12 protein-coding genes are annotated in these 13,488 nt (G+C 31.6%); 7 read left to right on the forward strand and 5 right to left on the reverse strand.

The window, feature by feature from the left end; translation table 11 throughout:
- The first annotated feature begins 100 nt into the window (after positions 1-100).
- The 7 genes from dnaA to gyrA all read left to right on the forward strand — a co-directional run bounded on the left by dnaA (position 101) and on the right by gyrA (position 9,297).
- A complete protein-coding gene (gene dnaA / locus CPJCM30710_RS07725; protein WP_212903601.1) occupies positions 101-1,444 on the forward strand; it encodes a chromosomal replication initiator protein DnaA in 1,344 nt (447 codons plus the stop codon).
- A 274-nt stretch (positions 1,445-1,718) separates the two neighbouring features.
- A complete protein-coding gene (gene dnaN / locus CPJCM30710_RS07730) occupies positions 1,719-2,819 on the forward strand; it encodes a DNA polymerase III subunit beta (RefSeq protein WP_212903602.1) in 1,101 nt (366 codons plus the stop codon).
- A 91-nt stretch (positions 2,820-2,910) separates the two neighbouring features.
- The gene (gene yaaA / locus CPJCM30710_RS07735; RefSeq protein WP_212903603.1) at positions 2,911-3,117 is read left to right on the forward strand and encodes a S4 domain-containing protein YaaA; all 207 of its coding nucleotides are present in this window, start codon (positions 2,911-2,913) and stop codon (positions 3,115-3,117) included.
- Positions 3,118-3,275: 158 nt separating this feature from the next.
- Entirely contained in the window at positions 3,276-4,361 is a 1,086-nt protein-coding gene (gene recF, locus CPJCM30710_RS07740) for a DNA replication/repair protein RecF (RefSeq protein WP_212903604.1), read from the forward strand.
- Between the two features lie 13 nt (positions 4,362-4,374).
- Entirely contained in the window at positions 4,375-4,635 is a 261-nt protein-coding gene (gene remB, locus CPJCM30710_RS07745) for an extracellular matrix regulator RemB (protein ID WP_212903605.1), read from the forward strand.
- 59 nt (positions 4,636-4,694) lie between these two features.
- Positions 4,695-6,605 carry a DNA topoisomerase (ATP-hydrolyzing) subunit B gene (gyrB, locus tag CPJCM30710_RS07750; RefSeq protein WP_281413962.1) on the forward strand — a complete coding sequence of 637 codons (1,911 nt, stop codon included), beginning with the start codon at positions 4,695-4,697 and terminating at the stop codon, positions 6,603-6,605.
- Between the two features lie 121 nt (positions 6,606-6,726).
- Positions 6,727-9,297 (forward strand): DNA gyrase subunit A, encoded by a 2,571-nt coding sequence (gyrA, locus tag CPJCM30710_RS07755; RefSeq protein ID WP_212903606.1) that lies wholly within the window; start codon positions 6,727-6,729, stop codon positions 9,295-9,297.
- A 667-nt stretch (positions 9,298-9,964) separates the two neighbouring features.
- Here the strand turns inward: gyrA and CPJCM30710_RS07760 are convergent.
- The 5 genes from CPJCM30710_RS07760 to murI all read right to left on the reverse strand — a co-directional run bounded on the left by CPJCM30710_RS07760 (position 9,965) and on the right by murI (position 13,249).
- Complete coding sequence (locus tag CPJCM30710_RS07760; RefSeq protein ID WP_212903607.1) at positions 9,965-10,648, reverse strand: XRE family transcriptional regulator; 684 nt, start codon at positions 10,646-10,648, stop codon at positions 9,965-9,967.
- On the reverse strand, positions 10,649-11,017 hold the full coding sequence (locus tag CPJCM30710_RS07765; RefSeq protein WP_212903608.1) for a DUF3783 domain-containing protein: 369 nt from the start codon (positions 11,015-11,017) through the stop codon (positions 10,649-10,651).
- Between the two features lie 27 nt (positions 11,018-11,044).
- Positions 11,045-11,557 (reverse strand): peptidylprolyl isomerase, encoded by a 513-nt coding sequence (locus CPJCM30710_RS07770; RefSeq protein ID WP_212903609.1) that lies wholly within the window; start codon positions 11,555-11,557, stop codon positions 11,045-11,047.
- Positions 11,558-11,971: 414 nt separating this feature from the next.
- Positions 11,972-12,241: an STAS-like domain-containing protein gene (locus CPJCM30710_RS07775; RefSeq protein WP_212903610.1), complete on the reverse strand. Its 270-nt coding sequence runs from the start codon at positions 12,239-12,241 to the stop codon at positions 11,972-11,974.
- A 228-nt stretch (positions 12,242-12,469) separates the two neighbouring features.
- Positions 12,470-13,249, reverse strand: coding sequence for a glutamate racemase (gene murI / locus CPJCM30710_RS07780; protein WP_212903611.1), 780 nt, complete (start codon positions 13,247-13,249; stop codon positions 12,470-12,472).
- Positions 13,250-13,488: the final 239 nt, after the last annotated feature.

The raw sequence follows: 13,488 nt of genomic DNA on the forward strand, positions 1-13,488 counted from the left end.
TCAATCATCTTTATATAGTGTTTATAACTTTGTGTATAAGTTGTTATTATACATATAATGTAAATTATTTTTTATAAATATTTTGACTGGAGGATAGGAAATGGATGTCCAATTAAATCAGATATGGGAAAAAACCCTAAGCATAATGAAGGGTGAAATGTCTGAAGTAAGCTTTAATACATGGATAAAAAGTTGCGAACCACTTTCCATGAATGAAGACATTATTAAAATTAGCGTTCCTAATGATTTTACAAAGGATATACTAGAAAAACGCTATAAGACCCTTTTAATTCAAGCAATAAAACTAGCTTCATCAAAAAAATATGATATAGAATTCCTAATCCAATCAGAGCTCCAGCAAGAAGACGATGCACCTAAGGGAGAGGAACGAAAGAGCTCCGTAACTGTAAATGATGAAATGTCTGCTACCCTGAATCCAAAGTATACCTTTGATTCTTTCGTTATTGGTAACAGCAACAGATTTGCTCATGCAGCATCCTTAGCAGTTGCAGAATCTCCAGCAAAAGCCTATAATCCACTATTTATTTATGGAGGAGTTGGACTTGGAAAAACACATTTAATGCATGCCATAGGACACTACATACTTCAAAACAACCCTAAAGCAAAGGTTGTCTATGTGTCCTCTGAAAAATTTACTAATGAACTGATAAATGCAATAAAAGATGATAAGAATGAAGAGTTTAGAAATAAGTATAGAAATGTTGATGTTCTTCTTATAGATGATATTCAATTTATAGCAGGTAAAGAGCGAACACAGGAAGAATTTTTCCACACTTTTAATACTCTACATGAAGCTAATAAACAGATTATTCTTTCATCAGATAGGCCTCCTAAAGAAATTCCTACTTTAGAAGACAGGTTAAGATCCAGGTTTGAATGGGGTTTAATTGCTGATATCCAGGCACCAGACTTTGAGACCAGAATGGCTATACTTAAGAAAAAAGCTGATGTTGAAAAACTTAATGTAGCAAATGAGGTTATGGTTTATATAGCAACTAAAATCAAATCAAATATAAGAGAACTTGAGGGTGCTCTTATAAGAATAGTTGCATATTCATCGTTAACCAATAGAGAAATAACTGTTGATTTAGCCTCAGAAGCTCTAAAGGATATAATCTCAAATAAGAGTGCTCATATTACCATTGAAACTATTCAAGAATCTATAGCAAACTACTTCAATCTTCGAGTAGAAGATTTAAAATCTCAAAGAAGAACACGGAATGTGGCTTATCCAAGGCAAATAGCTATGTACCTTTCACGAAAACTTACTGATATGTCACTTCCTAAAATAGGCGAAGAATTTGGCGGAAGAGATCACACTACCGTTATACATGCTTATGAAAAAATATCAGAAAGCTTAAAATCCGATGAAGGACTACAAAACACAATAAATGATATAACAAAAAAACTAACACAAAAATAATTCACAATTGTACATAATAACTTTATAATAACATGTGGATAAGTAAAAAATTGAAAATAACCTGTTAATAACTGTGGATAAGTCCCTAAAAAGTCACATCACTTATCCACAATATTTTTTTCTTATTTTTTGGCTTATTTACAGGGATACGAGTAGTTATCCACAAACTCACAGCCCCTACTACTATTACTATTAATTTTAATTATTATTTTATCTTTATTTATAGACTCAATTAAATGTGATTAACTGTGCATAACTTAAGGAGGTTTTTACTTTGATTTTTTTATGTGATAAAACAAAACTTCAAGATTCAATCTCAATTGGTCAAAAGGCTATTACAGGAAAAACTACAATGCCTATTCTGGAGGGTATCTACATAGAAGCAACCCAAAACACTGTAACTTTAATAGGATCTGATAAGGATGTAAGTATCGAAACAAAGATGGAAGCAGATGTTTTAGAAGCAGGAAAGATAGTAGTTGATGCTAAAATTTTTGGTGAAATCATTAGAAAGCTACCCAATAGTGAAGTTAGAATTGAAACTTTAGAAAACAATGGAATACAAATAACTTGTGAGAAATCAGTTTTTAATCTAATATACATGAATGCAGATGAATTTCCGAGCTTACCAAATATCAATGAAAATATGATACTTACAGTTCCTCAATCTTTACTAAAAAATATGATTAAAGGAACTTCCTTTGCTATAGCTCAAGATGAAACAAGACCAATACTTCAGGGAATATTATTTGAGGTAAAGGATAGCTACTTGAATCTTGTAGCACTTGATGGTTATAGACTTGCTTTAAGAAGTGAGCTTGTTGAAACAACTAATGCTATAAGTGCAGTTATACCTGGAAAAACTTTAAATGAAGTAGCAAAAATACTAGATGATAACGAAGATAAAGTAAATATAACTTTTACACCTAACCATATTTTATTTAATCTTGGGCAAACTAAAGTAATATCAAGGTTACTAGAAGGTGAATTTATAAAGTACAATTCATTGCTTCCTCAAGAATATAAGTTACTTATAACTGTTAACAAACAAGAGCTTCAGAATGGTATTGAAAGAGCATCTCTTATGGCCAAAGAGGGAAATAGCAACTTAATCAAGTTAGATATTGAAGAAGATAACATGATTATAACTTCTAATTCTCAATTGGGAAAAGTAAGGGAAGAGGTTTCTATAAATCTGCAAGGAGAGCAAGTTCAAATTGCATTTAACTCTAAATATCTTTTAGATGTATTAAAAAATATGGATCAAGATGAAGTTGTTATGGAGCTTACTAGCAGTATATCTCCATGTGTTATAAAAAATAAAGAAAGCTCTAACTGTAAATACTTAGTGTTGCCGGTTAGGCTGGTAAAATAGCTTAAAGAAGGAGGATGTTTAACTTAATTACCATTCCTTTTGTTTAATTTGCACAAAGGGAATGGTGTATAGTTAAAAAAATAACAAAGTTATGGTTGAAATTGAAATAAATACTGAATTTATAAAACTTGATGCATTTTTAAAATGGTGTGGAGCTGTTATGACTGGAGCGGAAGCCAAGATGTACATCTTGAATGAGGAGATAATTGTTAACGGCGAAGTGTGCACTCAAAGAGGAAAGAAATTAAGAGTGGGAGATACTGTGGAATTTAACAATGAACAATATAGAATAATTTAACACAATAGAAATCCACTATACTTGTGGATATTGTGATATAATTAAAGATGAATAAGTTTGGGCTTAACAGATTTTGGAAGTAATTTACTGTTAGAGATTCACTTCTAGAAATTTAAGTTTCCTTCCAAACTTGTATTTATCAAAATATAGGTGTTTGTATGCATATCAAAAGATTAATGTTGTTGAACTATAGAAATTATAAACAACTTACTATAGAGCTTGGAAAACATGTTAATGTTTTTATGGGAGATAATGCCCAAGGAAAAACAAATGTTCTTGAAGCTATGTATTATTGTGGATTTGCAAGATCTCATAGAACGAACAAAGATAGAGAACTGATAAACTGGGAATGTGATAAAACCTTTATAAGTTTAGATATTGGCAAGGAAAGGTTAGATAAGCGCATAGATATAACCATTTTAAAGGACGGAAAAAAGGCTATAAAGATAAACTCGATAAAGATTAATAAGATAGGTGAATTAGTTGGTACTTTTAATGTGGTTATGTTTTCTCCAGAGGATTTGAGGATAGTGAAAGAGTCTCCTGGTGTTAGAAGAAAGTTTCTTGATATGGAACTTTCTCAGTTAAATAAAAGATATTATTATAACTTGGTACAGTATAATAAAGTTTTGAATGAAAGAAATATAGTACTTAAGAAAAGAACCTTAGATTTATCAATGTTGGATATTTACGATATTCAACTCGCTCAATTTGGTGAGTATATCATAAAGGAGAGGCTTAACTACATAAGCAAACTGAATGAGCATGGAAAAGCTGTACATAAAGATATCACGTCTGGTAAAGAAAACATTGACTTTAGTTATATATCTACTATTAAAGAATTTAGTAACATAAGAGAAGCTCTTCTGCAATCTCTAGAAAAGAATAGAGCTAAAGATATGGAGAAAAGAATAACCTCCATAGGACCTCATAGAGATGATTTTTCAATTTTTATTAATGGAATAGATGCAAAGAGTTATGGTTCTCAAGGGCAGCAACGTACATCAGTTTTAACTATGAAGTTTGCTTCTTTAAGGATTATTAAGGCTCTTATAGGGGAGTATCCTGTACTTTTATTGGATGATGTACTCTCGGAACTTGATTTTAATAGAAAAAGATATGTTTTAAGTTCAATACAAGATATACAGACTATTATAACTTGTACAGGTATAGAAGATTTAACTGATTATTTAGATAAAAATGCTAAGCTTTTTAAAGTAAATGAGGGAGTTATCCTAGCATAAAGGAGGAATTTTAGTGTTCTTACATTTAGGTGAAAATGTAGTAGTTCCGATTAAAGACATTATAGGTATTTTTGATATGCAAACAACTATGTATAGTTCAGATACCATTCAATTTTTAAGAATGGCTGAGGAGGATGGTTTTGTTGAGAGAATAACTAATGATAAACCAAAGTCATTTGTTATAGCTGAAGTTGATAAAAAGAGTAAAATTTATCTCTCACCTATATCATCATCAACCCTTACAAAGAGGACGGATATAGACTACACAACATAGATGTCCAATATCTAACTTGCAGTTTTTTTATTTAATTTTTGTAAAGTAGGAGGAGTTATATGTTGGAACAAAATAAGCAGGCTTATGATGAAAGTCAAATTCAAGTTTTAGAAGGTCTTGAAGCGGTAAGAAAAAGGCCTGGGATGTATATTGGAAGTACTAGTACAAGAGGACTTCATCATTTAGTTTATGAAATAGTTGATAATAGTATTGATGAGGCTTTAGCAGGTTATTGTGAAAATATAGAGGTATATATACATCAAGACAATTCAATTACTGTAGTTGATAATGGTAGAGGTATGCCTGTTGGTATTCATCCTAAGATGGGTAAATCAACAGTTGAGGTTATAATGACTGTACTTCATGCTGGTGGTAAGTTTGGTGGAGGAGGTTATAAGGTTTCAGGAGGACTTCATGGTGTTGGTGCTTCTGTTGTTAATGCTCTTTCAGAAATATGTGAGGTTACAGTTACAAGAGAAGGTCATATATGGAGACAAACATATTCAAGAGGTAATGTAACTAGTGATCTTATTCAAGTTGGAGACAGTGATGGTCATGGTACTAAGGTGTATTTTAAGCCTGATCCACAAATTTTTGAGGAAATTGTCTACGATTTTGAAACACTCTCTCAAAGACTCAGAGAACTTGCGTTTCTTAACAAGGGAATAAATATAGAACTTATTGATGAGAGAGAAGATAAAAAAGAAGCGTATTTCTATGAAGGAGGTATAAAATCCTTCGTAAGTTATTTAAATAGAAATAGAGAATCACTACATCCAGAACCAATATATGTTGAGGGAGTAAAGGATGGAATTTCAGTAGAAGTTGCTCTTCAATATCATGATGGATACAACGAGAATATATTCTCATTCGCTAACAATATTGACACTGTTGAGGGAGGAACTCACTTAGCAGGGTTTAAAACAGCATTAACAAGAATATTCAACGATTACTCTAAAAGATTTGGTTATATAAAAGAAAATGACAAAAATCTTTCTGGTGACGATATAAGAGAAGGTCTTACGGCAGTAGTGTCAGTGAAGATATCAGAACCTCAATTTGAAGGTCAAACTAAGACTAAGCTTGGAAATAGCGAGGTTAGAGGTATTGTTGATGGAGTTGTTGGAGAAGGAATAAGTATATTCCTGGAGGAAAACCCTTCAGTAGGTAAAGTAATAATAGAAAAGGCACTTGTTGCTCAGAGGGCTAGAGACGCTGCAAGGAAAGCTAGAGAACTTACGAGAAAGTCAGTTCTTGAAAGATCTTCTCTACCTGGAAAGCTCGCAGACTGTTCCTCAAAGGATCCACTTGAGTGTGAAATCTATATAGTTGAGGGAGACTCTGCAGGGGGATCAGCTAAGCAGGGAAGACACAGAAGGTTTCAAGCTATACTTCCACTTCGTGGTAAGATAATGAATGTTGAAAAGCAGAGATTAGATAAGATATTAGGTTCAGAAACTATTCGCTCAATGGTTACAGCCTTTGGTGCAGGTATAGGAAAAGAATTTGATATTGAAAAGATTAGGTATAATAGAATAATAATAATGACAGATGCTGATGTTGATGGTGCACATATAAGAACTCTTATACTTACTTTCTTTTATAGATACATGAGAGAGTTAGTAGAGAAAGGGCATGTATATATTGCTCAGCCACCTCTTTATAAAGTATCTAAGAACAAAAAGGATTACTATGCATATTCAGATAAAGAGCTTGATAATATTCTTAGTGATCTTGGAGGAAAAGACAATAGTATTATAATTCAAAGATACAAAGGTCTAGGAGAAATGAATGCTAGTCAACTTTGGGAAACAACAATGGACCCAGAAACAAGAATACTCCTTAAAGTATCCATTGAGGATGCTATGGCTGCGGATGAAATATTTACAATCCTTATGGGAGATAAAGTTGAACCAAGAAGAGAGTTTATACAACAAAATGCTAAGAAAGTTAGCAACTTAGATATTTAGTACTAATGGATAAACAAGTTTAGTAATTAATTAATTTCAGAAAATAGTTTTGTGTATCAATACCTTTAATGAAATATTAAATTGATTATGAACTTGTTTATTATAATGTGAGGTGAAGTACATGAGTTTTAATGAGGGAAAAGTTGTACCTGTTGATATAAGAAGTGAAATGAGAAAATGCTATATAGACTACGCTATGAGCGTTATCGTAGGCCGTGCTCTTCCTGATGTAAGAGACGGTTTAAAGCCTGTTCACAGAAGAATTCTTTTTTCAATGTACGAATTAGGTCTTTATCCTGAAAAGGGTTATAGAAAATGTGCGAGAATTGTTGGAGAAGTTTTGGGTAAATATCACCCACATGGTGATACTTCAGTATATGATGCTTTAGTAAGAATGGCACAAGACTTCTCAATGAGGTATATGCTTGTAGATGGCCATGGAAACTTCGGTTCAGTGGATGGAGATTCTGCAGCTGCAATGAGATATACAGAAGCAAAGATGAACAAAATTGCTTCAGAGATGTTAAGGGACATAAGCAAGAATACAGTAGACTTTGTTCCAAACTTTGACGGTGAGGAAGAAGAACCTTCTGTACTTCCATCAAGATTCCCTAATCTACTAGTTAATGGGTCATCAGGTATTGCTGTTGGTATGGCTACAAACATACCTCCTCATAATCTTGGTGAAGTTATTGACGGAACTATTATGCTAATAGATGATCCAGAAACTACAATTTTAGACCTTATGACTCATATTAAAGGACCTGATTTTCCAACAGCAGGTATAATCATGGGGAAATCAGGAATAAGAGAAGCTTATGAAACAGGTAAGGGAAGAGTTGTAGTTAGAGCAAAAGCTGAGATTGAAGAAGAAAAGGGAAGACATAGAATTATAGTTACTGAAATACCATATCAAGTTAATAAAGCTAAGCTTATAGAGAATATTGCTGACCTTGTTAAGGATAAGAAGATAACTGGTATTTCTGATCTTAGAGATGAATCAGATAGAGAAGGTATGAGAATCGTTATAGAACTTAAGAAGGATGCTAATCCTAATGTAGTTCTTAATACACTTTATAAGCATACAAAAATGCAGGATACTTTTGGTGTTATAATGCTTGCTCTTGTAGATAATGAACCACAAGTATTAAATCTTAAGCAGATTTTAGTTCATTACATCAATTTTCAGAAGGAAGTAATAACAAGAAGAACTAATTTTGAGCTTAATAAAGCTAAAGAAAGAGCTCATATCTTAGACGGTTTAAGAATTGCATTAGACCATATAGATGAGGTTATTAATATAATAAGGCATTCAAAGACTACAGAAATTGCTAAGAATACCCTTATTGAGAGGTTTGGGTTAAGTGAAGTTCAAGCTCAAGCTATTCTTGATATGAGACTTAGAAGACTTACAGGTCTTGAAAGAGAGAAGATAGAAGAAGAGTATAATGAGCTTATGAAATTAATTGCTTATCTAGAAGAGATATTAGCTAGTGAACAAAAACTTCTTAGCGTTATAAAAGATGAACTTTTACAAATCAGGCAAAAGTATTCAGATGAAAGAAGAACTGCCATTACAAAGAATCAAGATGATATTGATATTGAGGACCTTATTCAAGAACAGGAAGTTGTTATAACTCTTACCCATGCAGGTTATATCAAAAGAATATCAGCTGATACTTATTCTGCGCAAAAAAGAGGGGGTAAGGGAATACAGGCAATGACTACCAAGGAAGATGATTTCGTAGAGCATGTGTTTGTAACTTCTACTCATGCAGACTTATTATTCTTTACTAATAGAGGTAAGGTATTTAAGCTTAGAGGCTACGAAGTTCCTGATGCTGGAAGAGCCGCAAAAGGTACTAATCTAGTAAATCTTTTACCTTTAGAAGCAGATGAAAGAATATATGCTGTTCTTACAATAAAGGATATGACTCAAGAGGGATATTTATTTATGGCCACAAAACAGGGATTAGTAAAGAAAACCCTCTTAAGTGAATTCCAAAATATAAGAAAAAATGGTCTTATAGCTATAAACCTTAGAGAAGGAGATGAACTTCTAAAGGTTAAGGTAACCTATGGAGACGCAAATATAATAATAGTTACCCAACATGGATATGCAATTAAGTTTAATGAGAAGGATGTAAGACCTATGGGTAGAACTGCATCTGGAGTTAAGGCTATGAACCTTAGAGATGATGATATAGCTGTATGTATGGATATAGCTGTAGATGATGAAAAGCTTCTTGTTATAAGTGAGCATGGATTTGGTAAGAGAACACCTCTTAAAGAATATAAGCTTCAAAATAGAGGTGGGATGGGTTTAATTACATACAAGATTTCAGAAAAGACTGGTAAACTAGTTGGTGCTACAGTATGTAAAGAAGATGATGAACTTATGCTTATAAACAGTAGTGGTGTAGCTATAAGAATCAATGTTAGAGATATTTCTGTAACAAGTAGAGCAGCTATGGGTGTAACTCTTATGAGAACTAGTGAGGAAGAAAAGGTAGTAGCAATTGCTAAGATTCCAGCTAGTGAAGATAACACTGAAGATGAAGAAGGAAGTGGAATTGGTGTAGCTGCAGAATTAGAAGAAGGTTCTGAAACTATAAATAATCCAGATAAAGATCCACAATCTGTGGATAATAGCTTAGATAAGCTAATTGAAATAGCTGAAGAAGAGGAATAAGAAAAGCACACTGATTTTCAGTGTGCTTTTTATATTGATAAATTGACATTTCACAGTGTCAATTGTACCTAGTGTATCAATATGAGAGAAAACTAGATATAAAGACAAATATAGAGTTATTTTGTTATAATTTAGTTTAATGTTAGTAGATTAAATTATTTTAATTATCTTAAGATGATATTATAAGTTTCGTCGCTACGAGACATGTAGTGAAAGAATCAACTAAACATTGAAAAATGTTGACAGACAAAAGAGTTGATGATAAGATATGATTTGTCGCTTGAATGTGACAAGTTAAAATTAGATTTCATTGAATGTTAAATCAACTTTATAAGTTATAAAAAAGTTGTTGACAAACAAATGAAAAACTGATAAGATAATCAAGCGGTCAGTTGATGATGCGCAGAAACAAATTGGTCTTTGAAAATTAAACAGAGGAAATTAAGTACAGCAATTCTTTTGAGAGCAAGAGATTAAACTTTTAAATTGAGAGTTTGATCCTGGCTCAGGACGAACGCTGGCGGCGTTTTCTTTCTCGTATCATTTGAATAACTCCTATGAAATAAAATTATATACTTTTAATTTTACTTCATAATTCAGTAAAAACAAAGACTGCTGACACTTTGTCAGCAGTCTGAAAAAAATAACGACTTTCGTCGTTATTTTTTTATAACAATATTTCTACCTTATTCAACTTAGCTATAACTTTAATATCCTTTGAATATACTGTCTCGGTTCTTACAGTTCCCCTATTACTTATTAATAAAAACTTGGTATTATCAAGCTTTTTAATCTGCCTTATCGCTCTTCCACTATTATATTCTATTAAACAAATTGTATTATTTTCAGCTTCCTTTATTGAATGACAGAAAGCAATATCACCTTTAGATATTCTAAAACCAAGCATATCATCATCTTCTATAACAAGATAAAAAACCTTATCAGGTGCATGACCTTCAATTTTATTTGAGTGAACAGGAAGCTGTCTATACCCTTTAACTGTTGAAAGATCATAATTATAAATTGGTACATTTTTAAGTACTGATCCAAAAGCTTGATTCCATACTTCATCAGTTTCAGGTAGTTTAGCAGCCTTTGTTTTTAATTCAACAGTTCTTGAAACTACCTTCTCTTTACTTAGTTCTTCATCTGTTGCAACCATACTTACATCATTGAGATCAGCCTTTAGAACTTTTGATATTCTTTCAATCAATGCTTCATTTAAAATTCTTCTTCCGCACTCAACTTCATTAATAAATTTTTCTGCAACTCCAAGCTTTTTCGCCAATGCCTTTTGTGTCATACCATTATTTAATCTTGCACTCTTAATTTTTTCTCCTACTCTACTCAACTAAACTCTTCCTTTCTGTTGTTTCCTGTACCATTCTCTTTCCTCAATTAAATGCTGTAATAGATCACTAAAATTCCATTCTATAGATGTAGGCGTAACTGTAGCCAAAATAACATTTTTCACAATAACTCTTATAACCTTTACCATTTGATAAATTTCTTCATCTGAAAAATTATTAAGTATAACTACCTTCTCCTGTGGAAGAAATTTATTTACGGTTTCAAACCTTAATCCAGAAAGTATATCCCTAAGCTTCATCCCTGCCATCTCTGCAGTTATATTAATTAACTTATGATTTGATACTTGAAGCTCCTTTAGTTCATAGTCTCCTAAACCATACACTAGAATACACTTTTGATTTTCTAACACATTTAGGCCCCCAATCCTTTATTTTAATTATATTACTTCTGGTTCTCCTAAATCATCTCCACCTTCTACAGTAACCTGCTGCATAACTTGGTCTTCTAATGGCTTATCTCTAAAGTCTGTTTTTGTAGAAACTATTTTATCAGCAACCTCTAAACCTTCTATAACCTTTCCAAAGGAAGCATATTGTCCATCCAAATGTGGTGCATTTTCAACCATTATGAAGAACTGGCTACCTGCTGAGTTTGGATTCATAGCTCTTGCCATTGAAAGCACTCCCTTTGTATGTTTTAAATCATTCTTAAAACCATTAGCTGAAAATTCACCTTTAATGCTATAACCTGGTCCACCAGTGCCTACGCCTTGAGGGCATCCACCTTGGATCATAAAACCTGGTATTACTCTATGGAATATAAGTCCATCATAAAAACCTTTTTTAACTAAACTAACAAAATTCTTTACTGTATTTGGTGCAACCTCTGGGTATAGTTCTGCTTTAATTATTTCACCTTGTGCCATTTTTATTGTAATTATTGGATTCATTTTTATTTCTCCTTTCAAAAATGCATATCTTCATTGAGTATTATTTACACTTTATTTATGTTAAATTCTGCATAAGTAGATTATATATTATTTTAAATTGTATTTCTATAATTTACATGGCTTAAAACACTTTCATAACATATAATTGCTGCTATTTAACACATAAATATTAAAAAATAAAAAGCATATAGGTAATTAAAAACTTTACCTATACACTTAATCAAACCTCACACCACTAAAGTGGCGTGATTCTTAGATAACCTCTCCTATTGGAAAGAAATTTACTAAGCTATCCCTCTAGTTCCTAGAGTTCTATTTAATGTTTATTACACGCTTAATATTCTCAATCCTTCATTTAATCTATGTCTATTAATATTTAAGAAATAATTCCAAACATATCTTTTAGTACTAACATCAAATAAAAGTAGTTCCCATAACTACCCGTGAATAATCTCTGTAATTTGATAAATTTTTCACATTAATATGATTAATAATGTAATCTCTTCCGCTGTTATATATTAAGTCTGTAAAAAGACAATATAAAAATGTTGTTGAAATTCTTCCAACGCCTTCAAAATCAAGCTCAATTTCTTCACTTAAGTTTTGTTTAATATAATCTCTTAGTAAAATAGCATCCTCGATTGCAAATTCTTCCCCTAAAAATTCCTTAACATTAATATTCATAATTTACACCCCTCTTTAATATATGAATAATATTAGTTTAATGGAAATTTTTTAAATATTCTGAAAATTTAGTATTCAATTATAATATATCAATTTTAAAATCTTTTGTCAATATTTTAACACACTTATTTGTTAAAATATTTACTCTATTATATGTTAATACAAAACAAAGGACTTTAGAGATGATAAAAGCATCTTCTCTCAACCCCTTTATTTTATAATTATAATCTATTTTAAAAGTTTATAGCATAACTCTATTATTTCTTCATTATCAAAAGAGTTATAAATTTCCACTGTACCAATTCTACGTCCTTTTCTTAAAAGGTTTCTTTCTTGCAATCTTCTTTTCAACTCTTTAGCAGTTCCTTCACTTCCATCAATTATACTTACATCCTCACCTAATACTTTTTTAATTTCATCTTTTACAAAGGGATAATGAGTACATCCTAGAACTACAGAAGCAATTTCTTTCTTTTCCAAATGGCTAAATTTATCTTCTAAGAAATTACTTAATTCTTCTCCTGACAGAGTACCCTTTTCTATAAATTCTACTAAACCTGCACAAGGTAACGGATATATATCTGTATTTTCATTATATTTATTCATTAACTTATTAAACTTTTTTTCTGCTAAAGTCATTGGTGTAGCCATTATTACTATTTTCCCCTTTTTATTCAGCTCTACTGCTGGTTTTAAGGCTGGTTCTATACCAATAATAGGGATTTCACTATATACTTTTCTCAAGTCTTCTATAGCTGCTGATGTTGCGGTATTACATGCTACCACAACTGCCTTTGCCCTCTTAGAAAGTAAAAATTCTGTAGCGTTAAAAGAAAGTTCTTTTACTTCCTCAACAGTTTTTATTCCATAAGGAGCATTTTTTGAATCTCCAAAATATATGTAATCTTCATTAGGAAGAATTTCCATGGCTTTTTTCATTACACTTAGCCCGCCAACCCCTGAATCAAAAAAACCAATAGGTTTTTCAGTTAAATCATTTTTTGACATACCTATCACTCCAACCAACTTATCTCTAAAAATATTTTATACCTAAAGATGAACAAGTTCAACCTTAATGATTTGCATACTTCTTAAAATGATTAGTGAAACAAATTTAATATGGTCGATGTCTGCTCAGCTTACTTATTCTTCTAAAATTATGTCCCAATATAGATTATAGACTCTCTACTTTAGAATTTTATTGACAAAAATAATAGAACAGCAATATAATAAATATACTAATATGT

This window comes from Clostridium polyendosporum (assembly GCF_018332455.1).
GTDB lineage: Bacteria > Bacillota > Clostridia > Clostridiales > Clostridiaceae > Clostridium_AY > Clostridium_AY polyendosporum.